This window comes from Nodularia sp. UHCC 0506 (genome assembly GCF_034931045.1).
GTDB lineage: Bacteria > Cyanobacteriota > Cyanobacteriia > Cyanobacteriales > Nostocaceae > Nodularia.
In genome coordinates this window covers 1-25,621 of the sequence record NZ_JAYGHH010000021.1, presented here as the reverse complement: position 1 = coordinate 25,621, position 25,621 = coordinate 1, and the positions used below count along the sequence as shown (strand labels likewise).

The window sequence follows — 25,621 nt, the reverse complement described above, 5'->3', positions numbered from 1 at the left end:
TCCTTGTTCTGTGGACAAGCCGCCTAATAGTTCGTTATCTACTTGTACTTTTGTGTGTTTGTTTTTCGGTGCATGGGCGCTGTTGGCTTCACTCAAAACCCAAACAGTAGCGTGTTCTAGGGCGTGAACTTGCCGCAGCAGTATCATTTCTTTCAACCCTGGGATAAATGATAGCTGTCGGAGTAAATCAGCATCTTGTGTTGGTTGCGGTGCGGTAAAATCAAAACTAAAAAAATCAAAGGTAGACGAAATACCTGAAGCAGAAGTGGAAATATTCATAAAAACACTGCTCTCCTCGCTGATGGAGCAATATAGATTTAATCAATGTAACCTTTGAGGCAGGAATTTGTGACTAATTTTTGTTGATGGTTGGTGATGTGTGTTGCTTGATTTTAATGCCGATGAGAATTTACGCTAGAGATTCACCTGAAAAGAAACGTGTGAGCAGAAGAACAATTAGTACACACCAACAAATTTTTTAATCTTTCTGGATGGGTAAGACACAGCAATTAACCTCATCTAAGCAGATTTTACCCCACTGTAAAGCCCAACGCACCAAAGCTACCCGGTTGTCGGTTTGGGTTTTCGTGAGAATGTTGCTGATATGGTTATCAACTGTGCGTTTGCTAATCTCCAGTTTGACTGCAATATCTTGGTTAGTTAAGCCAGCGGCCACTAAGTCGATTATTTGCAATTCTCTGTCTGACAGACTAACAGGGGTCTGAGACTCGCCACCAGCCATAACTATTTCTATCCTCCCTTGGTATATGTACTTAATCCTCTTTTAATTCTAGAAGATTCTTTTGTTGGGGGGGGTTTTAAGTTATGGCAGTATGGAATTGACTAGATTTTCTTTAGATTTGCCTGTGATAGCAATATGTGTTTAAATAGTAACTTTTAAGACTTTATTTTTAAAATAGAACGTAAAAATACATACAGAAATCCTGAAGTCAGAGAGGATATATTTAGTATGATAGTAGCAAAAGATGCTCTTTTGTTGAGTTTAAGACTGGCGACAGATGAGTTAAGAATGTTATAGATTTTATACTAGAATTACTAACTCAAAATCGAAAATCTCAGATTCTGGATTCATGAAATGAGCAATCCCCGTGTTTTGTGCCTTGGTGAAATTTTGTTTGATTGTTTAGCTGACCAATTGGGGCTAAAGCTAGAAGAAGTGAAGTCCTGGACTGCTTACCCAGGTGGCGCGCCAGCTAATGTAGCCTGTGCTTTAGTGAAACTAGGAACTCCCGCAGGTTTTATTGGGGCTGTTGGTGAAGATGAGGCGGGGAATCAACTAGTTAAGTTATTAGAAGAAATTGGTGTAGATACCACAGGGGTGCAACGCCATTCTACAGCACCAACGAGGCAAGTTTATGTGGTGCGTGATTTGGCAGGCGATCGCAATTTTGCCGGATTTGGTGAGTATGACACCTCTGAATTTGCTGATACCCGCTTGCAAGCTAAACAATTGCCAGAGTCACTGTTTCAAGAGGCTGATTTTTTAGTATTAGGTACTTTAGAATTAGCCTACCCTGAAAGTGAGCAGGCAGTTCATCGCGCCTTAGATTTAGCAGAACAATACGACCTGAAGATTATTCTGGATGTCAACTGGCGACCTGTATTTTGGCAAAATCCAGATATAGCACGTCAAAAAATCCAGGAGATATGGAAGCGAGTTGATTTTCTCAAACTCTCTAAAGAAGAGGCAGAATGGCTATTTGATACTAAAGACCCAGGTGCTATTACTTACCGTATGGATACCATTGATGGGGTGCTGGTGACGGATGGTGAACATGGTTGCACTTATTGTTTGGGTGAAAACGAAGGACATTTACCTTCTTATCCCATTAATGTTGTGGATACAACTGGGGCTGGGGATAGTTTTTTAGCAGGATTTATCCACCAGCTAAGTTTACATGGTATTCAAGGTTTGCAGGATGGAGAAACAGCCAAAAAAGTTGTTGCTTATGCTAATGCAGTGGGAGCGCTAACTACTATTAAAGCAGGTGCGATCGCTTCTCAACCAACTGCGGCGGAAATTGATGCTTTTCTAGCCTCCCATCAAGTTTAGGGAATAGTACACCCAGTTGGGATATCAGCGACAATCGGCTGATACTCCTGGCTGGCAAATGGAGAAAAATCTTCATGCCATTCTGCCGTCAATTTGAATGCTTTTAGCTAATTTTACCCCTGAAATTTTTCTTAAATGACAATTTGCGGTAATGGTGTATCTGCTAAATTTATTCAAGTAACTGTTGTTCGCTTTCGGCAAGAAAGAGAAATTGATATTGCCCAAAATCACGGAATCTAACAGTTGATTTACTGTCTATAACGAATTTCTGTGTGAGCAAATATCATTGATACATTTGCGTTGCTTTTAACATATGGTAGGTAATAATCAACTGAGTCAGCGCTAAAGGATAACTTTGCAATGTTTCTCCAGTTGTTCCCGCAACTTTTCCTAGTTCTGGGTTAATTTCGCGATCGCATACATTTAGTAAGTAAGGCATATCTGAGCATAATATATGCTCTAACTTATTCACCTGTTCCAAAGTTGCATGACCATCCACTTCCAACACATCCACAGGTTTACTCATATCTCGGTCTAATCCTAAGCGAACTGCTGACTCAGAATTACCGTTAGTTAAATTCAAAATTGAAGTAAAATCAGGATGTGGGATTGTAGGACGCAATACCAAGCGCACGTTTAAATGTCCGTTATTGTCTTCGTCTTCTTCATTGGCGGGATAAAAACTTACCACTATATCCGACCATTGACGCTGGGGACGAATAAAATTAGCTGAGTCTTGTTCACGCTTTTCTAGTTCTGCCAATACCTGTTCTGCCGTGTAACCTCGTTTTTGGGTATCTCGCTTGACTTTCCATTCAGCGCGTAGTTCTTCGGGAGGTGCAAGATAAACTTTTACGTCGTAGGCTTCACGGGCTGCACGGGTAGAATAACCAAGTAAACCCTCTATTATAACAAACTTCTTGGGTTTAATGTATTTTGGGGCTTCAAATTTCCCCGTGGAGTGACTGTAAACAGGTTTGAGAATTGGCTGTCCTGTGCGTAGCAGCGATAAATGCTGCTGCATAATGTCTAAATGGTTACAATCAGGATGCAGGGCAGTTATACCCATTTCTGCACGTTGTTGGCGATCATAACTGTGATAATCATCGGTACAAATCAGTGTCACATTTTCTGGACCTAGTACCTGAGCAATTCCCCTAGTCAGTGTTGTTTTGCCTGCGGCACTGTCACCGACAATCCCCAAAATTATTGGACGAGCCATGATTCCCCTCCCGAATATGAGCAATAAGTACAGTGGTCAACTGTTTGAGATAATGTTCTTTATTTTAGAAGGGAATTGACGAACTAACTCAAGCAAAATTATGTACGTAACATCTCTATACATACGATTTATTTATGTTTATTTATTTACATTAATTAAAAACAATGATTGGTGTTTAAATAAGTGCTAAATATTGTTAAATCCGTTAAATATAGCCATCTGATTTGATTCGCGATCGCTGGTCTGCCATAGCTATAATTAATTGCGTAGAAAGGCAACAGAAAACAAAGAAATTTAGAAATAATTAAGTCAATATAACACACCGCTATGCTAGAAGCAAAGAGCAATACAGAGTAGGGATTATGGAGATGCTGAATATTTCAGAATTAGACAAAGTTGAGAAGTTCCGCCATCTTCAGTTAAGCTTATGCGATCGCTGGCCGACCATTGAGCTATTTGACAATAGTGAGGCGGATATTTTAATTATTCCCTCCCTCAGCATCGACCAACATGAACTGCATAAAATAGAGGGTTGTGAGCATTATGAAGAAAGATTATTATTCTCTTTAATGCGTTTGCGAAACCCCCGCACTAGGTTGATTTATCTCACATCAATGCCACTACATCCTAGTATTATTGATTACTATTTGCAACTGTTACCAGGAATTCCATTTTCCCATGCGCGTAATCGCTTGCTGCTACTTTCAACTTACGATTCCTCCCTCAGACCCCTAACTGCAAAGATTTTAGAACGTCCTCGACTGCTAGAACGCATCCGCCAAGCATTGAGACTAGAAAAATCGTTTATGACTTGCTACAATTCCACATTTTTAGAAGCCGAATTATCTTTAAAATTAAATGTGCCATTGTATGCAGTTGCCCCAAATTTGCAGATTTGGGGGACTAAAAGCGGTAGTCGCCAAATTTTCGCCCAAAGTGGAGTTCCTCATCCCGATGGCAGCAAACAGGTGTGGAATCAGCAAGATTTGGCAAAAGTTGCGGGTAATTTATGGGAACGTCAACCCACGTTACAAAGAATCGTAGTGAAACTCAATGAAGGTATTTCTGGAGAAGGAAATGCACTGCTAGATTTAAGACCAATTATGGATGTAGCACCGGGGAAAGTGTCTTATAACCAAACAGTAGCAGCAATTAGCGATCGCTTCCCCACCATGCGCTTTCAATCCACACATGAAACCTGGGGAAATTTCGCCAACCGGATTACAGAACTAGGGGCGATCGCCGAAGCATTTGTAGAGGGAGAAATTAAGCGATCGCCCAGTGTCCAAGGACGCATCACACCCACAGGTGAAGTAGAAATTGTCTCCACCCATGACCAAATTCTCGGCGGCCCAGACGGACAGATTTATCTTGGTTGCCGATTTCCGGCTGATTCCAGCTATCGGTTGCAATTGCAGCAATGGGGTTTACAAGTCGGCAAAAAACTCTCCGAAAAAGGTGCAGTTGAAAGATTTGGCGTAGATTTCATCACCGTTGACCAAGGAAATGGTCAGTGGGACATTCAGGCGATTGAAATTAACTTGCGAAAAGGTGGTACTACTCATCCTTTCATGACCCTGAAATTGTTAACAAACGGACGCTACGACCTTTCCACCGGGTTATTTTATAGTCAGCAAGGGCGACCCAAATACTATATAGCCACCGACAACCTGCAAAAAGACCGATATCGAGGATTATTACCTAACGATTTAATGGATATTATCGCCCATCATCGATTGCACTTTGATAGCGGTACAGAAACAGGCACAGTTTTTCATCTTATGGGTTGTCTTTCCCAGTTTGGCAAGTTGGGATTAACTAGCATAGGCGACTCCCCACAACAAGCAGAAGACATTTATCACAAAGTCGTCAAAGTGCTGGACGAAGAAACCCGCAGCGAAAATCCCGATTTACCATTGTTCTCAGATTACACTTTCCCTATGGCTTGGGATGGATATAGCTAGGAATTGAGGACTGATGAAAAATCAAGTTTTTTAACCCGCGTAGGCGGGTTTGGTCTGTATAGCCGCGACTTCCAGTCGCCAGGGCTGTTTTTCAAACAACCTCTAAGAGAGTGTCAATAATACTCGATACCCAATACTTAATACCCAAACGCTGGAATTTCCTATAAATTCGATCTAGTTATAAAAAACTGTCCGGACTTTTTGCATAACTTTAATCTATGAAACAGTGGCTAGATAGGGTTTTCAACCATAGTTGTCACCCCATTAGCTACAAAATGAGTCAAAAAACCTCAGAAATTTCTAGCATACATATAGATTTGCTTTGATGACCTCAAACGCCAGTGAAACTACACAACCCAAGCACAAGCAGAATTAGAGGTACAAGTTATTTAATCAACCTTCTTAAATCATGCTGACTTATCACTTTTTCTAATTGTGGACGTAGATGAGGTTTTCTGAGAATTTGGCAGTTCCATGTCATTTTTAGCTAACCAGTCTTCAATAAGTTCAGCCGAAACGTCAGACATATTCAGACCCTTAAAAAAGCAAATCGCTTTAAACCTGTCTTTGATATCAGGGGGTAAGTAAACCCGAATCGAAGCTTCTCCTTGTGCCACACTATACTCCAACTAATAAACTTATTCACTAGTTTATTGGTGTAATGGTTAATCGGGGAAAATTATTCATTAGTTGACTAATGCACCAGTGCATTGGTATAGTATCACCTATACCTAAAGAAAGAGAAGTAACTCTCTCCAAAGGGTGGCACAAAACAAAGGCAATAGAAGCCAGAAAGTGTCAAATGGTGAAAACACAGATTATAAGCGCGACGGCAGCTAAATTTCTCTAAATTTGGTTAATTTATCTTGCAATCAGGACTTTTAACAAAACAAACCCCAATGATTGTTGTTCCAAAAAGTATAAAAAATACAGCACAAAAATTTTGAGCGCTAAAGCACTCACTACAAGCTAAAAGGTCAGTTAGATTTTGCCACAGCTTCAGAAACTCCGTCTGCTTCGACCAAAATTTAGTATAAATAACCACTTTTTTCAAGGTTTAGGAAATTAGGGATGCTAAAAAACTTCTGGTACGCTTGTGAATTTAGTTCAGCTATTACTAAGAAGCCGCAGCAAATTGCGATGTTAAATCAGAGGTTTGTCCTCTATCGCAATTCTCAAGGTCAAGTAGTTGCATTAAAAGACCAATGTTCTCATCGCGGTGCAGCATTATCTCTGGGTTGGATTGAAAAAGATTGTCTTCGTTGTCCCTATCATGGATGGAAATTTCAAGCTGACGGCAAATGTGTTGAAATTCCTTCTAATGAAGTTGGTAAGCCCATTCCAAAAAAAGCTAATGTAAACAGCTACCCAATACAAGAGAAATATGGTTTTATCTGGCTATTTTATGGAGATTTGCCCGCAGGAGAACGACCACCAATTCCGCCTTTTCCAGAATATGAAGACCCCAAAATGCATCCTATTTATATAGAATATAGAATGCAAACTAATTACACTCGCGTCATAGAAAATGCTCTTGATCCTGCCCATCTTTATGCAGTTCATGCTAATTCTTTTGGTGCAGGATTTGCACAAGACCCCAGAGTGGAAGATTATGTAGTTAAAGATGAAGATTGGGGCATAAGTACGAAAATTGTCTATAAGAATTACACTCAGCCTAAAAATGGCATTTTTAAATATTTTTTTCGTCCCAAACAGACACAACTGAATGCCACGACTACCTTTTATTTACCGAATATCACAAAAATTGAAAGTGATTTCGGTCGGGGCAAAATTATCAACTATGCTATTCATCTACCGGTGGATGAAAACACAACTATTAGTAAACGAATTCAACTGCGTAATTTCTTTACCTATTCTTGGGCAGATAGGTTATTTATCAAGTTTCATCATCAAGTTGGGTTAGAAGATAAAGTGGTAACTGAGTCCCAAATTCCTCAACTAATTCCTGATAATTTATTAACTGAAGTTCATGTTCCTGCTGATGCTTTGACTTTGGCTTATCGTCAGATGCGCCAAAAATATTTAGCTATGGGATGGGGTTTAAATTCTGAACAATATAAACTAGATAGTTCTCATCAACATAAATCGCAATCTATTTATACTTCATTGATGAATTAGATTGATTTTTTCGGCTTTGCGTCCAATATTTATGAGTAACAAACCGCAAAGGGCGCAAAGGACACAAAGGAAGAAGAAAAGAAGGAAAGACATTTGGCACAGTAATACAAGTGAATGGCGTTACGAGTGCAATTTGGGATTAAATTGCTCAGGCAAGATATCTAAAAAGGATAGGAGACAAATATGTTGAAAAATTTTTGGTATGCTTGTGAATTTAGCTCGGCAGTTACTAATCAGCCAAAGCAAGTTTTGATGTTTAATCAAAGATTTGTGCTTTATCGCAATTCTCAAAAACAAATAATAGCTTTAAATGATCAATGTCCTCATCGTGGTGCGGCTCTTTCTCTTGGTTGGATTGAAAAAGATTGTCTTCGTTGTCCTTATCATGGATGGAAGTTTCAAGCTGATGGACAATGTGTTGAAATTCCTTCTAACGCACCTGGAATTTCTATTCCTAAAAAAGCTCGTATTGATAACTACCCAGTTCAGGAAAAATATGGTTTTATCTGGTTATTTTATGGAGACTTACCAGAGGCTGAACGTCCTCCTTTACCAACTTTTCCCGAATACATGGTATCAACGATGCGTCCTGTATACGATGACAGTATAGATAATGCTAACTATGCTCGTCTCATGGAAGCTAATCTTGATTTTACCCACGTGATTGCAGTCCACAAAAAATCTTTTGGTCAGAGAATCCCTATCAATAAAACTATTAAATATCAAGTTGATAAGTATGATTGGGGTGCAGTGGCGCAAGTCAATTATGAATCTTTAGGTAACTCCAAAAGTTTCTTGAACTTTTTACTCGGTGGACGACCAGAATTGAAAACTAAATTGACTTTGTATCTGCCTAATGTTACTCTTGCAGAAATTAATGTCGGTCGAGGTAGCAGATTTGATATTAAGTTTGGCATTTTAGTGGCTCACCTGCCTATTGATGAAAATAGGACTCGTGTCAAACGCGTTTTATATCGCAATATTTTACCCCTACCTTGGTTAGATGGTTTCTTTAGAAAAATTGACCATAAACTAGCTCAAGAAGACACGGTAGTAGTTTCAACTTTAAATTCTCAAGCAATGCCGCAAATATCAGAGGAACTTCATGTAGCGGCTGATGCTTTAGATATTACTTTCCGACAATTTTTGCAAAAGTCTCAGGCTGAATTTTCTGCATCTAGTCAAGAGAAACAGCAGCAAGTTGTTGATATGAAGTAATGCTTTGGGTGCTGGCTGATGGGTTTGAAATTGAAATTTTATCTTGGTTTCAGTTTTTTAGCACTCATGATTTTTGGCAAATGAATACACATATATAAACGTACTTCATTCATAGTGGGGAGATAAGTATGAACCATGTCCTCGAAAAATCATTGACGCAACAACTAGCAATGCGTGGGGTAATCGACAAGTTTTTTAGACAGATGTTTGATAATACTTGCCAAGCGCTAGAAATGTTAGATGGTACGAAGTTTTCTGAACAGTCTTGGAATCGCGATCGCAAGGGACTTTGGACGGTTGGTGAAAGTAGTGAAGACGCTATATATATTGACCGGATTCTGCATAATGGTAATGTTTTGGAGAAGGTAGGAGTTAATTATGTAGCCATAAATGGTGAATTACCTCCGGGAATGTCCTTTGAAAAATCAGGCGCTCTCGCTACAAATGCAGCCGATAAAATGACTACTAACAAAGGGAACCGCTTTTTCGCTACAGGTTCTAGCTTTGTCATTCATCCTCATAACCCGATGGCTCCCACGGCTCATGTTAACTATCGCTATTTTGAGATTTGTAATGCTAACCAACCTGTGTATTGGTGGTTTGGCGGTGGTGCTGATTTAACACCAGCATATCTTTTTGAGGAAGATGCAGTTCATTTTCATCAAGTGCATAAAGATGTATGTGATCAGTATAGTTCTGCTTATTACCCCCGGTTTAAAAATGCCTGTGATGAATATTTTCACATCCCACATCGTGGCGAACATCGAGGTATAGGTGGAATTTTCTTTGACAATTTAAATCACGAAAATCCCGAAAAGATAATGTCATTAGTGACTAATTGTGCTGATGCTTTTCTCCCAGCTTATATGCCGATTTTAGAAAGGCGTAAAGATATGTCTTTTACAGCAGAAAATAAGTATTGGCAACATCTGGTACGTGGGCGCTATGTAGAGTTTATTTTATCGTGCGATCGCGGGATTCGTTTTGGTTTAGCCAGTGGTATGGTGAAGCAGCAAAGTGTATTTAATTGTATGCCTCCTGCTGCCAACTGGGAATATGATGATCAACCTATTCCTGGTAGTAAAGAAGCCATGTTGAAAGAAGTTTTAAGAAATCCTCGTAAGTGGCTATAAATTTTTGTTGATTGCAACTGATAAACACTTTAATAAAAACGACGCTGCCATGAGAAAACCCAAATCAGTCAACATCAGACAATCAATAGCCAAAAGTTTATTCAACACGCGCACCCAAACCCACACACAGCCACTACAGGTAATGTCAAAAAATATCACTTTGAATAAAACAGCACAAGATACATATATTACGAGCGAGCTAGAAATAGATATTGCATTATCCTTTCTTAATGTTTGTAAATATGTACTAGCTTGGATAATTTGCCTTTGTATCTACTCAAGCGTCTAAAAGACTATTTACATCACTTCTCTATCAACTTGTAATTAATCAATATTCGCTCTCTAACTTGGCATTCTTGGCGACTAAAGCCATAGGAGCATACGCTGCGCGAAGGCGGTTCGTTATTCCATCTTAATAGTATGACCACAAAAATGAGCAGAGAAAAGGAACTAATTACAGGGAATCTCCGCATGGAAGATATCATCAATCTAGATGAATCTAAAGCCGTAAATTTGTTTAGAAAGAGATTTCAAAAATACAAAAACCTGGTCGCAGAAAAAGGAGAAGCTGCTGCTTTTGAACAGATGATGGAAAAATATCCTGAACAACAAAAAGCGTTAATGGGTACTTTCATCGACCACAATACCTTAGCCAAAGGTTTCACCCAAGCTGCACCGTTACTGAGTTTGATGGGCTTTGAGATGGATGTGGTAGATGTTTCTCAAAATGGCACAGATGCAGCATTAGAAATTCAAAGAATTTGTCCCGTTTTATCCATTGCTAAAGAATACGGTTTTGATAGTCCTTGTCGTGTGTTTTGTGAGATGGAACAAGAAGCTACTAGAAGGGCTTTTCCGGGAATCAAGGCCGCAATTTTGAGTAAACAAGCGGAGGGTGATTGTGTTTGTGTATTTAAGTATGAAAGAAATGTAGATAATTTGTTGCTGCCTAAATCAGATACTCAAAGTGTTTTTTCTTTTATAAAATTGATTCCTAATTTGTTTAAAATTGGCTTTAAAATGCTGAAAATGCGGGTATTCAATTAATTAAAACTATGCAATAAAACCCTCTAAAAACTCTTGACTTTGTGTCCTTAGTGTCCTTCTCCCAAGGGGAGACGCTGCGCGGTAAGCGAAGCTATGCCGAAGGCTTTATGTGGTTTGTTTCTCCAAAATTAATTAAAAAGCCATTGAAATTAATCAGGACTTACGCAAAATCATGAAAAAAACGAATCAGAGGTTTTTCTCATCGGTATTGTATGTTTAAAATGCCCATTCCTTATTCCTCTGTGTACTCTGCGTCTCTGTGGTTAGATTAAAAATCTAAATTAAAATAGAAAAAAAATGAACAACATTATCACCGATTTAAAACAGATTATTTCTGGGGAAATTAGTAATAAAGAATCAGAGTTAGAAGCAGTTTCTCAAGATTTTGGCAACATTGTTAAAAAACAGCCCCAAGTTGTGATTCGCCCCCAAAATTCGCTTGATATTGCGGAAGCAATTAAATATGCTGCCAAACAAGATTTAACAATTTCCTCACGGGCTGCGGGACATTCTTTAAGTGGTCAATCTTTGAATCAAGATGGCATTCTTTTAGATATGAGGAGTCTCAATCAAATTGATGAATTTCACCCCAATGAACTTTGGTTTAAAGCTGATCCTGGTGTGACTTGGAAACAAGTTGTTGATGCTGCTATTCCTCATGGTGTAATTCCGCCTGTTCTTACTAATAACTTTGAAGTGACTTTAGGGGGAACTTTATCGGCGGCTGGTTTGGGTTTGAGTTCTTTTCGTTACGGTTCTCAAGCTGATAATTGTTTGGGTTTGGAAGTTGTTACGGGTGCTGGTGATATTGTTTGGTGTACACCAGAAGAAAATAGCGAACTTTTTTATCACGTTCTTTGTGGTTATGGTCAGTTTGGTATTATTACTAAAATTAAAAACCGTTTGAGAAAATATCGCCCTTACACACGCAGTTATTTTCTTTGCTATGACGATTTAGATCAACTTTTACATGATGCACGTCGCTTAGTTTCAGAAAGTAGAATAGATGGTTTAGTATCTTTATTTTCACCGTGCTTACAAGGTATGAGTAGAAAAGAAAATCAGATGAAACCTTTAATTCAATGGTTTTACAGGATGCAAATTACCTTGGAAATTGATTCTGTAAATGATATAAATAATGCGGAATTGCTGGCTGATTTAAATTTTTATCGTCATATCCATACAGAAGACTTGACTTTTGAGAAGTTTATTCAACCATTAGGTCAGGTTCCGCATCCTGTAAATACTGCTAATACTTGGATTGATGTACTTTTACCAGGGTCTAGGGCAAAGGAATTTATTGATATTGCTCTTGAACGTGTGCCTAGTTTTTTGGATTTTCGGACTTTACCTATAGGTTCTTTTTGTCTCAATGCTGGTAAGCATAAAATGCCTATGTTTCCTTTACCTGATGATGATTTAATTATTGGGTTGGGAATGTATCCAACTATTCCTAAATCTCAGGTTCAACCTGTGCTAGAGCAGTTAAAGTTACTGACTGATTTGGGTTTGCAAATGGGTGGTAAAAGATATATGGCGACTTGGGCGGATTTTGATTTACCAAGATGGCGATCGCATTTCGGAAATTACTGGTCTACAGTGAATGAGATGAAGCGGAAATATGACCCTTGTGGGATTCTGAATCCTGGTTTCTTTAAGTATGAACAGCTTGTAGAAATAGGGGCGAAGTATAAAAATTAAGCCCGGAAAACCCCACCCCTAGACCCGCAAGCGAGGAGGGGGACAGGATTTTGATATTTTAAACTACTATATAAGGAACTATAGAATGTTGCGAAATTTTCAGGAAATTAGGAAATCGTCTTTGTTTCCGCCCAATTTGCGTTGGTTAGCTGCACTGGGTATTACCTCTGTCATGGCTATGGGGGCAGGTGTAATTTATGTAACTCGTCCTACAACTAATCCAGTAAATCCAGTGGTATCAACTCAGGTGAGTCCGCCAGTCATTCCAAAAGTGAATGGGCTAGGACGATTGGAACCAGCAGGTGAGGTCGTGAGAATTTCGGCTCCTACCGATCCTAGTGGTGCTAGTCGTGTGGCTAAATTGTTGGTTGATGAAGGTGAACAAGTTAAGCCTGGAGATGTGATTGCTATTTTGGATAACCGCGATCGCTTGCAAGCTAATCTGAAAGAAGCACAGCAACAAGTCCAAGTGGCGATATCACGACTGGAACAGGTGAAAGCCGGCGCAAAACAAGGTGAAATATCAGCTAGAGCAGCTACTGTGAGAAATCTGCAAGCACAGTTAGAGGGTGAAATCCAGACCCAAAAAGCGACAAATGCTCGCCTAAAAGCTGAGTTACAAAATGCAGAGATGGAATTTCGCCGCTATGAAAGTCTTTACAAGGAAGGTGCAATTTCGGCTTCAAACCTAGATTCTCGGAGATTAACCGTCAGAACCGCCCAAGAAGAACTAAATGCTGCTCAAGCTAGTTTAGGCAGAATTCAACGCACCCTCACAGCGCAGATTCAAGAAGCTAAAGCGACTTTAGAACAAACAGCAGAGGTGCGTCCCACAGATGTCGCTACAGCTCAAGCAGAGGTGGATAGTGCGATCGCTACTGTGGAAAAAATGCAAGTTGAAGTTGATACAGCATACATTCGCGCCCCCCAAGCCGGTCAAATTCTTCGGGTTCAAGCTCGTCCCGGTGAAACCATCGGTGAGGAGGGAATTGTGGAAATTGGTAAAACTGATCAAATGTATGCGATCGCGGAAATTTATGAAAGTGATATTGGTAAGATTCGCCCCGGTCAAATTGCTACTATTACCAGTCCTAGTAATGCTTTTACAGGGAAATTAAGCGGAACCGTGGATCGGATTGGCTTGAAGATAGCGAAAAAAGATGTGTTAGATACTGACCCTACAGCAGCTACAGATGCGAGAGTAATTGAGGCGAAAGTTCGTTTAGATGAAGCTTCTAGTCAGCAAGTTACTAATTTTACTAATCTTCAGGTAAATGTAGAAATAGTCATTAGTCCTTAGTTATTATTAATTATTATTATGTTTAAACGTAAAATTCCTTTGGCTTGGCGGCAATTAATGAGGCAGAAAGGACGGTTTTTTGTCGCTCTTTGTGGAATTACTTTTGCCGATTTTTTAATGTTAATGCAGTTAGGTTTTCAGTCGGCTTTATATGATAGTAATACCAGGTTTCATGAGCTTTTACAAGCTGATGTGGTGTTAGTAAGTCGTCAAGCGCAAAATTTGGGACTTCTCAGTAGTTTTTCCCGTCGTCGATTGTTTCAAGCCGCTAATCTGACTGAAGTGGAGTCTGTTAATCCTTTGTATGTCCGCTTGGGTGTTTGGAAAAGTCCCCAAACGAAGTTAGACGAATCAATTTTGGTAATTGGCTTTAATCCTGAAAAACCTGCCTTCAATTTACCAGCAGTTAATCAAAAATTAGAACAGATCAAATATCCCAATACACTGTTATTTGATCGCAATTCCAATGGAAAATATGCACAGGCGATCGCTCAAATTTCTGATGGTAAATCTGTTAGCACAGAATTGCAAGGACGTAAAGTTAAAATTGGTGGTTTGTACGAGGTGGGTGCTTCTTTTGTTGCTAATGGTAGCGTAATTACCAGTGACCAAAACTACTTGCGGATTTTTTCAGGACAACAACCAGGTCAAGTTAACTTAGGTTTAATTAACCTCAAACCGGGTAGTGATGTTGATGTAGTCGCCACAGCCTTGCAATCTTACCTGAATGATGATGTGCAAGTTTTTACCCGGCAAGAATTTATTGATTTTGAAAAGAAATATTGGCAAGAAAATGGCGCGATTGGTTTTATCTTTTCTTTGGGTGTCACCATCGGCTTTTTAGTGGGTGTAATTATTGTTTATCAAATTATTTACAGTGATGTCATGGATCACTTGCCTGAATATGCCACACTCAAAGCCATGGGTTATCGTAATAGCTATTTATTATTAGTTGTGTTTCAAGAGGCATTAATATTAGCTATCTGCGGTTTTATTCCTGGTGGCTTTGTTTCCTTTGTTATGTATGCCTTTACCCGGAATGTGACGAAGCTACCACTATTTATGACTCCTGATCGGATAATTTTAGTTTTAATTTTAACAATTATCATGTGTTTAATTTCTGGCGCGATCGCTATGCGGAAATTAAACTCAGCAGACCCCGCCGATATTTTTTAATTCACTACGAGTAGGCAAAAAAGTCTCTACACTCCTTAACCTAAAAATATTGAGCAGAATCTTCTAGCCAATTCAACAGAAATTTCACTATCTAGCTGTAAAATAAAATACAATAGACCTGTTGTATGAGTGCTGTGATCATTTCATTGTCTTAGACGGAGTGGAGACTAATGACATCTCAAGATGACCCCCATAACGAACTAAAGCAACGGGAACGCAAATTGCGGGAACGCGAAGTTGAATTACGACTGCGGGAAATGGAAGCTGATATCAATCCACCTGTGCATCAAACAGTGAAGCATCAGCCAGAAAAGTTCCAAAAACCGTGGATGAAGAAAGCTGTTCTTGGTGGAAAATTATTTCTTCTTGGTGTTGCAGCATTGGTAGCTGTGAGAATAGCCTCAGCAGTTGCGGGAATAATGATTATCTCTGCATTGGTGTGGATATCTTACAAACTATTTTTTGAATCCAAAAACAATCGTCGTTAAATACAGGGTAATTGTGATGAGTCAACAACTTAATACTGACAAATTTATCAATGATTTAGAACGGGTTGCTCAAGTTCGTGCCAAAATTTCAGGATGTCTGAGTCGCATGGCTGACACTATCCAACAAGCTGAATTAGCAGGAGAATCGTCTTCAGGAAAACTCAGTTTAGAACGAGACATTGAAGATATTACAGTAGCTAGTAAAAACTTAAAACAAGGTGTGTTTCGCCTATTGGTTTTAGGTGATATGAAACGGGGTAAAAGTACCTTTCTAAATGCCTTAATTGGGGAAAATTTACTACCAAGCGATGTTAACCCCTGTACGGCTGTATTAACAGTTTTACGTTATGGGGCTGAAAAAACAGTAACCATTCATTTTAATGATGGAAAAAATCCCCAAAAGCTAGATTTTTCAAGTTTTAAGTATAAGTATACTATTGATCCAGCCGAGGCTAAAAAATTAGAACAAGAGAAAAAACAAGCTTTTCCTGATGTTGATTATGCAGTAGTAGAATATCCCTTGCCATTGTTAGAAAAGGGAATTGAAATTGTTGATAGTCCAGGGTTGAATGATACAGAAGCCCGAAACGAATTATCTTTAGGTTATGTGAATAATTGTCACGCAATTTTGTTTGTAATGCGAGCTTCTCAACCTTGTACTTTAGGTGAACGGAGATATCTAGAAAATTATATTAAAGGTAGAGGATTGTCAGTTTTCTTTTTAATTAATGCTTGGGATCAGGTACGAGAATCTTTAATTGATCCTGACGATGAAGAAGAGTTACAAGCTGCTGAAAACAGATTAAGACAAGTATTTCAGGCGAATTTAGCAGAATATTGTACTGTAGATGGTCAGGATATTTACGAAGAACGGGTATTTGAAGTTTCATCAATTCAAGCATTGCGAAAACGACTGAAAAATCCCCAAGCAAATTTAGCCGGAACTGGTTTTGCCGAGTTTATGGGGTCACTGAACACTTTTCTTACCAGAGAACGCGCGATCGCAGAACTCCGTCAAGTGAGAACATTAGGTAGACAAGCCTTAAAGCATACCCAAGAAGCAATTTCTAGGCGTTTACCATTACTTGATCAAGATGTCAATGAATTAAAAAAACGGCTGGATTCTGTAGAACCTGAATTTAATCAACTGACTGGAATTCGAGATCAATTTCAAAAAGAAATCATCAATACTAGAGATACCCAAGCGCGAAAGATTTCGGAATCATTTCGTGGCTATGTTTTAAATTTGGGTAATACTTTTGAAACTGATTTTTTACGCTATCAACCAGAATTAAATGTTTTAGATTTCCTCAGTAGCGGTAAACGAGAAGCATTTAACGAAGCATTACAAAAAGCCTTTGAACAATATATCGCTGATAAAGCTGCTGCTTGGACTTTAACTGCGGAAAAAGATATCAATGGCGCTTTTCTAGAACTTTCTCGCAGTGCTGCACAGTATGGCGCGTCTTACAGTCAAGTCACAGACCAAATTACCGAAAAACTCACCGGACAACCAGTAAAAGTAAATACTTATTCCACCCCAGAAGATGATAAGTCACCAGGATGGGCAAAATGGGCAATGGGATTATTATCTTTATCTAGAGGAAATTTAGCCGGTGTCGCTTTAGCTGGTGCTGGATTTGATTGGAAAAATATTTTGTTAAACTACTTCACAGTTATTGGTGTTGGTGGAATATTAACGGCAGTTACAGGTATTTTTCTTGGCCCCGTTGGCTTTGCTTTGCTAGGTTTGGGTGTAGGTTTTTTACAAGCAGACCAAGCACGTAAGGAGTTACTTAAAACTGCTAAAACTGAGTTAGTTAAATACCTACCACAAATCGCTCATGAACAATCTCAAACTGTATATGATGCGGTAAAAGAGTGTTTTGATTCTTATGAAAGGGAGGTAAGTCAACGAATTAATGATGATATTGTCTCTCGCAAATCTGAGTTAGATAATTTAGTGCAGCAGAAGGAAACACGGGAAATAAATCGGGAGAGTGAGTTAAAACGGTTGAATAATTTACAGGAAAATGTCATACTTGAAATGCAACAAATTGAGTCTGCATATAGTGATTTATTGGCTTACTATAGCTGATAATTATGTTTGATTTAGCAGAAATATAAATATTTTGGGGTGGGCATCCTGCCTGCCCTTGTGTATTTCACTCTGATGAAATGTGCTGTAATATGGAATAACGAACCACAGAGACACAGAGATCACAGAGGAAGAGAAACAAGAGAAATGTTCACATCTTATTTGGGATCGTTATAGATAATTTGCTATCAGTAGAGAAATATGCAACAACAGGGTGAAGATTACAGGAATTTAGCAGATTCTCTTAAGTCTGCATCAGCATTATTGAATTTAGAATTGCGGTCATTATTGCATCAAGATATTCTGACTGTTTGTAGTCATTTGACTAATCCTAGTTTTCGCGTTGCGGTTTTTGGGCCTTTTAATCATGGTAAGTCTACTTTATTAAATGCTATCTTGGGAAATCGCACGTTACCAATTGATTTGATTCCCACTACAGGCGCAATGATTACTGTGAAATATGGTTCAGATGTGCGAACTCGAATCATGTTAGTAGACGGCACAGAAATTTATCGTAGTGGGACGGAAGTTTTACAGAAATTTGCTATTCTTGATGGTAATAGGCAGATGCGAAAAGATGTCGCTTCTGTAGAAGTTTTTTATCCTCATCCACTGTTAAAAACTGGTGTGGAGTTTATCGATTTACCAGGAACAAATGACCGAGAAGCGCAAGATAATTTAGTTAAAGAAAAACTTTTAAGTGTAGATTTAGTCGTTCAGTTACTAGATGCACGTAAGTTAATGACTTTAGGCGAACGAGAAAATTTGCGCGATTGGTTGTCTGATAGAGGAATTAAAACTGTGATTTTTGTTGCTAATTTTCTGAATTTACTAGAACTAGAAGAACAAAAGCAAGTACAAAATCGTTTGCTGTTTGTTGCAGAAAGTTTTCGTGCAGATTTACCTCCAGGTTTTAGTAATTTATATCGAGTTGATGCTTTACCTGCTTTACGCGCTAGATTAAAAGGTGATATGGCAACTGCGAGTAGTAGCGGTTTAGTGGCTTTTGAAACTGCTTTGCAAAATCTTGTGAGTATTTTACAACAAAATAGTGGTGGTGTACGGTTGCCAAGGGTACAGGCGATCGCATCTCAAATTCAATTATCACTAAAGGCTAAAATTGATCCTCTAATTCATGAGATAAAAACCTTTGATGATAAACAAAATGCTAAATTTGCTATTCAAGAAAAAGCTGCTAATTTAATTAGTCAAGGCTTTAGTAAAAGTTTAAAACAATTATCTAATTGGTTACATTTACCCAATTTATTAACAAAATATCAAACTGATGGTGCAGTTGCATTAGCAGAGAATCAATTTAAATCTTGGCAAAATGACAAATTAAAAAAAGACTTGGCAGAGTTACAGTTAGCTGTGACGAAATGGTTGTATGATGCTTATGATTTTTTTAAAGAAGAACGACCAGAAGATTTATTAATTCGCTTACCGAATGAACCACAAATCACTTTACCCCCAAAACCAGGTAACACCGATCAGTTAAGTGAACCGGGTTCAATTGCGGTCGGTGGTGGTATTGGTTGGTTATTAGGCGGCCCTGTGGGTGCTGCTGTGGTTGGGAGTATTTCTTACTTAATTAATAAAAATATCCAACAAGAAGATGATCAATTAGCTAATGAATCATATCATCAGCAGGTTGCTAGAGTTTGTATCACAGTTATTGAAGAATATTTATCTGATTTGAGTAGTCAAGGTTTATCAATTTTGGCTGAGTATGAACAAAAAGCCGAAAAAATTATTCGTTTCACAGTCAGTCAAGAGACATTAGAAGTTACTCAGAAACGTCAATATCTACAGCAATTACAAAATGCTTTTAATCAGTTATTGCGTGATTTAGAAAAAGCAAAAATACCTTTAAATTATCCAGCTTATTCAGAAATATCCCCAAACCAAAATAATCAGCGTATTTATATTCCCAAACGGGAGAGGTTACAAACCCAAACAAGAGTAGAAACTCCAAAACAGCAAGTTCCCCCACCTCCTAAAGCTTCTCCTCGTCCCCAAGAAGTGGAAAAAAAATTTCGCAATTGGGAAATTGACGCAGAAATAGAACGCATGAAAGCAGAAATGGGGTCTTCTGGTTCTCAGAATCGACAAAAACAGCAACAAACCCAAAGTAAACAAGCATCTAACCCACCCAAAAATCAAGCAGAAAAAGATAAAATTGCTCGTGCTTATCGCATTTTAGGATTACAGCCTACTGCTTCTTTTAGTGAAGTGAAAAAGACTTATAAAACTTTAGTAAAAAAATGGCATCCAGATTTGTTTGTTAATCAACCCCAGATGCAAAAAAAGGCAGAGGGTAATATGCGGTTGGTGAATGAAGCTTATAATACTTTAGCGGATTATTATGGTTAAAATTATCGAAATTTTAACTGAGTTCATGAATAATAAAAATTATGTATCCCATAAAAATAGGTGCAAAAAAGAATGTAATTTTATGGCATAAATAATCAAAAATTAATTTAACAAATTCAACCTTTTTAAAATTTTATCAAACTTCCCGTACTAACCATGTTAAATGCTAAAATAACTCTATTCTTGGCTTTCTTGTGCGATTAACAAAGAAGCGATCGCTTCATCACACCATTCAATCCACATAATTTCATAGCGAATCCCGCACCGTAGGGTGAGATAGATATGTCTTTGTGGGCGAGACAGATGATTCAGATCGCCAAATTCTAGTTCGAGGGAGCGATAATACTCCAATTTTTGCTGATGAAATTGCTTGCGGCGTTCAATTTCACGGATGAGGATATCTTCAGGAACGATAAACCCACTGCGTACTTTTACTAGTAAATTCTCACGGATTGCAGTTGGTTCAGAAGGTTCAGCAATCCAAGAAATCAATTCTTGTCTACCTACATCGGTAAGGGAATAGATTTTTTTGTCGGGACGAAATGATTGTGGTAGTACTTCCACTTCTACCCAGTCTTTCCCCTGCATTCGTGCCAGTTCTCGGTAAATCTGCTGAGAGGTGGCTTGCCAATAGCAACTTACTTTTTCATTAAATTCTTTGCTCAGATCGTAACCTGTGCGGGGTGACTGAAGCAAAATGCTGGCGATCGCGTGGGCTAGACTCATAATTTTTTTTCACATAAACCACTAGTTCTTGACATAAACAACTAGTTGCATATACGCTTTGATTTATAAAACTAGTGTTATAACAGTCAGTTGAATATCATAACGCTTCTTGTCAACGTACCATAAATAATGAGTGGCCAGCTTATGGAAGCCCATGTTCAAGAAATAGATGATGAGGCAGCCTCGTCTCCAAAACATTCCCAGAATTCAGGAATAAGGAATCTGCTGATTGTAAGTGGGATGGTGGCGGTGATTAGCTTCGGAATATATGAACGGTTGTCTGCTGGACAGGAAGTCGCCGTTTCTGCCCCGTTAGCAGTACAAGTTATTCAGATTAAGCCTGTACAGTCATACCAGGTGACGCGCTTTTATACGGGTGAAGTAGTGGCCACTCGCCGCAGCGAATTAGGCTTTGAACGAGGGGGAAAAGTCACTGAAATTATCTTCAATCGTGGACAAACCGTAGCAAAAGGCGCAGTCATTGCCCAGTTAGATACGCAAAACCTCCAATCACAATTGGCACAGTTAGCAGCCCAGCGATCGCGTGCAGTGGCAGAATTACGAGAATTACAGAATGGTCCCCGCCCAGAAACCATTGCTGTGGCTCGTTCTCAAGTGGCAGATTTAGAAAATCGGTTGCAGTTAGAAGATATTCGTCGCGATCGCCGCAGTTCTCTGTACGCAGAAGGAGCAATTTCCCGTGAACAGTTGGATGAAGTGGCATTTAATCGGGATGCCCTGGCCGACCGTCTCGCTGCTGCCCAGAGTGAATTAGCAGCGTTGCAGAACGGTACACGCCAAGAACAAATCGCCGCCCAAGCCGCTACAGTGGCACAAATTACAGCCAGCATGGGCGATGTAGAAATCAATATTGCCAAAAGCACCCTCCGCGCTCCCTTTCGGGGTGTGATCGGGGAACGAAATTTGGATGAAGGCAGTGTGGTACAAGCCGGACAGGCCATTGTGCGCCTAGTAGAAAATGTCACCCCGGAAGTAGAAATTGGCGTACCGCCCGAAGTCGTGCAGACATTGCCAGTGGGGAGTCGTCAACAGGTAGAGGTAGGCGATCGCATTTATGCAGCCCAAGTGGTGGCTTATAAACCAGAGATTAACTCCCAAACCCGGACTCGGACAGTGGTTTTACAATTGGTTTCTACAGATCAAACCATGCCAGCATCAGGAGAAATCGCCCGTCTGCAAGTGGAACAAACAGTATCTACCCAGGGATTTTGGTTGCCAGTAACCGCATTAATTAAAGGAGAGCGAGGATTGTGGTCTTGCTTTGCGATCGCCCCAGAGGGAGAAACCTATCGCATTGAACGGCGGGATGTGGAAGTTTTGTATACCGAAGGCGATCGCGTCTTAGTACGTGGCACAATCGTCGCCGGAGAAGAAATTGTTAAAAGTGGCGCACACCGCTTGGTTTCTGGGCAAATTGTCACATCAGCGAACAGTGAACAGTGAATAGTGATCACGCCAATTTAGTAAGGAATTTCAAATCAATTAGGAACTTCCCAGAAATAAATTATCCAGATAAACAAACCGCAGAGACACAGTGGTGAGTACAAGCCCCGACTGATTGTCTTGAATTTTGAATTAATAATTTTGAATTTTGAATTGATTTGACTGATATGGCACAGCTATTTTTTCGCAACTTGCGCTTGCTATTGTTGGCGATTTTTCTGATTGTGGCTTGGGGAACCGTCACCTTTCAATCCCTACCCCGACTGGAAGACCCAGAACTAACATCTCGTTTTGCCCTAGTTACTACTTTTTTGCCAGGAGGAACCGCCGAGCGTACCGAATCCCTGGTAACTGATCCCATTGAAGCCAAGATTGCCGAAATTCCCGAAGTCAAAACCTATGAGTCCACATCACGGGCCGGGGTTTCCACCATTGCCGTAGATTTACTCGATAGTGTAAGTAGGAGTCGTGTACCCTTGGTGTGGTCACGGGTAAGGGATAAATTGCGGGAGGTGCAAAGAGAATTACCCAACACAGCCAGTGAACCTGAATTAGATGAAGGAGAAGTGCGTGCCTATGCCCTCCTAGTCGCACTGAATTGGGAACAGTCTGATCCACCAAATTACGCCATTTTGCAACGACGGGCAGAAGTGTTAAAAAATGCCTTGCGATCGCTCTCTGGTACAGATGAAGTGGAGATATTTGGCGCGCCCCAAGAAGAAATTACGGTGAATGTGAATACAGAAACTCTTGCTAGTTTGGGAATTACCGCCTCAGAATTAGCAGAGCAAATTCAACAGAGTGATGCCAAAACTTCCGCCGGACAGTTTCGCGGTGACAATACCCTACTCTATGAAGTGCAGGGAGAATTGGATACCCTGAACCGTTTACAGCAAATACCCGTGCGCTGTTCTAACTGCGAATCTAACCGGGAATTTCGGCTTTTGGCAGACATCGCCACCATTGAAAAAGGAATTGCCACACCGCCCACAGAATTAGCATTTACTGCCGGTAAAGCCACGATCACCGTTGGTGTTTTTGTCCAGTCCCAATATCGTTTGGATCGTTGGACAGTAGAAGCTCAGAAGGTTCTCGATATTTTTCGGGCTGATTTACCCAAGGGAATAAAGTTAGAAATTGTCTTTAATCAAAGTCGTTATGTGACGGCGCGATTAAATAATCTCATCGGTAATTTGCTATCTGGTTCTTTGATGCTGTTCGTGATTTGCATTATCATGATGGGCTGGCAACAGGCATTAGCCGTACAAATAGCACTGCCGCTTTCAGTAGCGATCGCCCTGATTGTTATGGGGTTGTTGGGCATTCCCTTACATCAAATGTCGGTAACGGGGCTAATTGTAGCCTTGGGCATTCTGGTTGATAATGCGATTATTCTTGTGGATGAGATGAATATCCGCCTGAAAACAGGAATGTCTTTAGAAACTGCCATCACTGAAACCGTGCAGTATCTCCGCGCTCCTTTGCTGGGGGGAACATTAACCACCGTATTCTCCTTTGCACCCATTGCCCTACTTCCTGGTGCAACTGGTGAATTTGTCGGGACGATTGGTTTAAATGTGATTGTGGCCGTTTTGGCTTCGCTGTTGGTGGCATTAACGATTTCACCAGCGATTACCGCCAAAATTTATCAGTGGAATCATCGTCCCTCGTTCACCTCTAAAGGCACGATTGGTAAACAAGGATGGTGGCAAACCGGATTTTCTCATCCTGGACTCACGGCCTGGTATCGCCGTTCTTTGCAGTGGTCGTTGCGGTATCCCAAACGAGCGATCGCTTTAACGCTGATTTTACCTGTACTGGGGTTTAGCCTCATGACCACCTTAAGTTTACAATTCTTTCCGGCTGCTGACCGCGAACAATTCATAGTAGAATTAGAAATGCCTCCTACCAGTTCTTTAGGGCAAATTCAGCAGCTGACACAAGAGGTAGAAGCCACCTTACGCAGTCATTCTGAGGTGCAACAAGTGTATTGGTTCTTGGGCAAGAGTGCGCCAAAAGTCTATTACAACCAACTCACTAATCGGGAAAACGAAAGCAGTTTTGCTGGGGCAATTGTGCAGACAAATGGCATTGCTGGCGAGCGCTTCATTCGCCAACTGCAAACGGAATTGAACAGCGCCTTTCCTAATGCTCGTGCATTGGCGCGGTTGTTTGAGCAGGGGCCACCTTTTGAAGCCCCAATAGAGTTACGAATTTATGGCTCTGATGTTGATCGCCTCCAAGAATTAAGTGAGCAACTCCGGGCAATTTTGGCAGAAGTTCCCACCATTACCCACATTCGCAGTCGCATTAACGATGTGCTACCCCAACTCTCCCTAGATATTGACGAACCAGAAGCGCGATCGCGAGGTTTAAGCCGTCGAGAAATTGCTCAACAATTGCAAATCATCACTGAGGGGGTAACTGGTGGCACAATTTTAGAAGATACTGAAGAAGTGCCTATACGAGTCCGTTTGAGTAATAGCGATCGCGCTGACTTAAGCCAATTGCAATCGGTGAATCTGCTCACAAGCGATCGCAACGGCTACATTCCCCTAGAAACCATTGGCAAACTGGGTTTAATCCCCAAAAATGCCGCCATCACTCGTAAAAACGGCCGTAGAGTCAGCACCGTCCAGGGCTATCTCACCGCAGGAACCTTACCTGCCAACGCTTTGATTGATTTTCGCCAACGTTTGCAAAACTCTTTCTCTCTACCCCAAGGCTATAGCCTGGAATTTGGTGGAGAAGAAGCAGAACGTAACAGCGCCACTGGTGGACTACTCGGTTACGGCATTGTCTTAGGCATTGCCCTAGTGGTGACTCTTGTACTTTCGATGAATTCCTTTGCCCTTGCAGGTTTAATTGGCATCGTGGCTATTCTTTCCATTGGTTTGGGCGGATTATCGGTTTGGCTATTCGACTATCCCTTTGGTTTTAATCCCATTATTGGTACTGTGGGACTGATTGGGGTGGCAGTGAATGATGCCATTACCGTTCTCACTGCCCTCAAGACTGATACTCTAGCCCAGACAGGAGATCGCGCCGCAATGATGGAAACAGTCATTCACACTACGCGCCACGTACTCACAACCACATTCACCACAATGGCAGGTTTTATCCCTCTGATTGTCGGTGGCGGTGGATTTTGGCCGCCTTTAGCAGTGGTAATTGCCGGTGGTGTGGCTGGTGCAACCATTCTCGCTCTTTACTTGATTCCCTGTGCCTATTTATTATTATTGCCATCGGCAAAGCCACAACGTAGTCTATCGCACTCTTACAAAACAGATGTACGAGCATAAAGCCAGTTAGGTGATCGGCAATCTTATCCATTCCTAGAATATATGCTCATCCCTGTTCCCTGACTAACGTCAAAACCCTAATTAATTTTAGTTAATGACTGCAATCCCAAGTCAAAATCAGTCTACTCTAGAGCCAGCGCCAAAACTATCTGCGCCATATTTAGGGTTAGTAGCTAGTTACAGTTTTGCTGTCTAA

Annotated in this window: 19 protein-coding genes; 14 read left to right on the top strand and 5 right to left on the bottom strand. The window is 40.2% G+C overall.

Annotated features, from left to right (window positions below):
• Both VB654_RS13530 and VB654_RS13525 read right to left on the bottom strand, forming a co-directional pair.
• The coding region (locus VB654_RS13530) for a DUF6391 domain-containing protein (protein ID WP_323214291.1) at nucleotides 1-279 on the bottom strand (279 nt) is incomplete at its 3' end.
• 199 nt (nucleotides 280-478) lie between these two features.
• Nucleotides 479-742 carry a helix-turn-helix transcriptional regulator gene (locus VB654_RS13525; RefSeq protein WP_323214290.1) on the bottom strand — a complete coding sequence of 88 codons (264 nt, stop codon included), beginning with the start codon at nucleotides 740-742 and terminating at the stop codon, nucleotides 479-481.
• 354 nt (nucleotides 743-1,096) lie between these two features.
• Here VB654_RS13525 and VB654_RS13520 point away from each other — a divergent pair, with 354 nt between their 5' ends.
• Nucleotides 1,097-2,074, top strand: a complete 978-nt coding sequence (locus VB654_RS13520; protein ID WP_323214289.1) for a carbohydrate kinase — start codon at nucleotides 1,097-1,099, stop codon at nucleotides 2,072-2,074.
• Between the two features lie 283 nt (nucleotides 2,075-2,357).
• Here the strand turns inward: VB654_RS13520 and VB654_RS13515 are convergent, their stop codons facing one another.
• Nucleotides 2,358-3,296 carry a phosphoribulokinase gene (locus tag VB654_RS13515; protein ID WP_323214288.1) on the bottom strand — a complete coding sequence of 313 codons (939 nt, stop codon included), beginning with the start codon at nucleotides 3,294-3,296 and terminating at the stop codon, nucleotides 2,358-2,360.
• A 362-nt stretch (nucleotides 3,297-3,658) separates the two neighbouring features.
• On the opposite strand from VB654_RS13515, the gene VB654_RS13510 reads away from it, so the two are divergent.
• The gene (locus VB654_RS13510; RefSeq protein WP_323214287.1) at nucleotides 3,659-5,260 is read left to right on the top strand and encodes a peptide ligase PGM1-related protein; all 1,602 of its coding nucleotides are present in this window, start codon (nucleotides 3,659-3,661) and stop codon (nucleotides 5,258-5,260) included.
• Nucleotides 5,261-5,667: 407 nt separating this feature from the next.
• On the opposite strand, the gene VB654_RS13505 is transcribed toward VB654_RS13510, so the two are convergent.
• Entirely contained in the window at nucleotides 5,668-5,877 is a 210-nt protein-coding gene (locus VB654_RS13505; RefSeq protein WP_323214286.1) for a plasmid partition protein ParG, read from the bottom strand.
• Nucleotides 5,878-6,331: 454 nt separating this feature from the next.
• Here VB654_RS13505 and VB654_RS13500 point away from each other — a divergent pair, with 454 nt between their 5' ends.
• The 10 genes from VB654_RS13500 (at nucleotide 6,332) to VB654_RS13455 (ending at nucleotide 19,933) form a co-directional block, all read left to right on the top strand.
• Nucleotides 6,332-7,399 carry an aromatic ring-hydroxylating dioxygenase subunit alpha gene (locus VB654_RS13500; protein WP_323214285.1) on the top strand — a complete coding sequence of 356 codons (1,068 nt, stop codon included), beginning with the start codon at nucleotides 6,332-6,334 and terminating at the stop codon, nucleotides 7,397-7,399.
• Nucleotides 7,400-7,582: 183 nt separating this feature from the next.
• Complete coding sequence (locus VB654_RS13495; protein ID WP_323214284.1) at nucleotides 7,583-8,617, top strand: aromatic ring-hydroxylating dioxygenase subunit alpha; 1,035 nt, start codon at nucleotides 7,583-7,585, stop codon at nucleotides 8,615-8,617.
• A 128-nt stretch (nucleotides 8,618-8,745) separates the two neighbouring features.
• Nucleotides 8,746-9,750 carry an oxygen-dependent coproporphyrinogen oxidase gene (gene hemF / locus VB654_RS13490; protein ID WP_323214283.1) on the top strand — a complete coding sequence of 335 codons (1,005 nt, stop codon included), beginning with the start codon at nucleotides 8,746-8,748 and terminating at the stop codon, nucleotides 9,748-9,750.
• 420 nt (nucleotides 9,751-10,170) lie between these two features.
• The gene (locus tag VB654_RS13485) at nucleotides 10,171-10,797 is read left to right on the top strand and encodes a hypothetical protein (RefSeq protein WP_323214282.1); all 627 of its coding nucleotides are present in this window, start codon (nucleotides 10,171-10,173) and stop codon (nucleotides 10,795-10,797) included.
• A 297-nt stretch (nucleotides 10,798-11,094) separates the two neighbouring features.
• Nucleotides 11,095-12,498 (top strand): FAD-binding protein, encoded by a 1,404-nt coding sequence (locus tag VB654_RS13480; protein ID WP_323214281.1) that lies wholly within the window; start codon nucleotides 11,095-11,097, stop codon nucleotides 12,496-12,498.
• 85 nt (nucleotides 12,499-12,583) lie between these two features.
• Nucleotides 12,584-13,798: an ABC exporter membrane fusion protein gene (locus VB654_RS13475; RefSeq protein ID WP_323214280.1), complete on the top strand. Its 1,215-nt coding sequence runs from the start codon at nucleotides 12,584-12,586 to the stop codon at nucleotides 13,796-13,798.
• An 18-nt stretch (nucleotides 13,799-13,816) separates the two neighbouring features.
• A complete protein-coding gene (gene devC, locus VB654_RS13470; RefSeq protein WP_323214279.1) occupies nucleotides 13,817-14,974 on the top strand; it encodes an ABC transporter permease DevC in 1,158 nt (385 codons plus the stop codon).
• A 170-nt stretch (nucleotides 14,975-15,144) separates the two neighbouring features.
• The gene (locus VB654_RS13465) at nucleotides 15,145-15,462 is read left to right on the top strand and encodes a hypothetical protein (protein WP_323214278.1); all 318 of its coding nucleotides are present in this window, start codon (nucleotides 15,145-15,147) and stop codon (nucleotides 15,460-15,462) included.
• A 16-nt stretch (nucleotides 15,463-15,478) separates the two neighbouring features.
• Nucleotides 15,479-17,560: a dynamin family protein gene (locus VB654_RS13460; protein WP_323214277.1), complete on the top strand. Its 2,082-nt coding sequence runs from the start codon at nucleotides 15,479-15,481 to the stop codon at nucleotides 17,558-17,560.
• A 201-nt stretch (nucleotides 17,561-17,761) separates the two neighbouring features.
• The gene (locus VB654_RS13455) at nucleotides 17,762-19,933 is read left to right on the top strand and encodes a dynamin family protein (protein WP_323214276.1); all 2,172 of its coding nucleotides are present in this window, start codon (nucleotides 17,762-17,764) and stop codon (nucleotides 19,931-19,933) included.
• A 177-nt stretch (nucleotides 19,934-20,110) separates the two neighbouring features.
• Here VB654_RS13455 and VB654_RS13450 read toward each other — a convergent pair whose 3' ends face one another.
• Nucleotides 20,111-20,659, bottom strand: a complete 549-nt coding sequence (locus tag VB654_RS13450) for a PadR family transcriptional regulator (protein WP_323214275.1) — start codon at nucleotides 20,657-20,659, stop codon at nucleotides 20,111-20,113.
• 129 nt (nucleotides 20,660-20,788) lie between these two features.
• Between VB654_RS13450 and VB654_RS13445 the strand changes: the two genes are divergently transcribed.
• Nucleotides 20,789-22,123 carry an efflux RND transporter periplasmic adaptor subunit gene (locus tag VB654_RS13445; RefSeq protein WP_323214274.1) on the top strand — a complete coding sequence of 445 codons (1,335 nt, stop codon included), beginning with the start codon at nucleotides 20,789-20,791 and terminating at the stop codon, nucleotides 22,121-22,123.
• A gap of 167 nt (nucleotides 22,124-22,290) precedes the next feature.
• Nucleotides 22,291-25,425: an efflux RND transporter permease subunit gene (locus VB654_RS13440; protein WP_323214273.1), complete on the top strand. Its 3,135-nt coding sequence runs from the start codon at nucleotides 22,291-22,293 to the stop codon at nucleotides 25,423-25,425.
• Nucleotides 25,426-25,621: the final 196 nt, after the last annotated feature.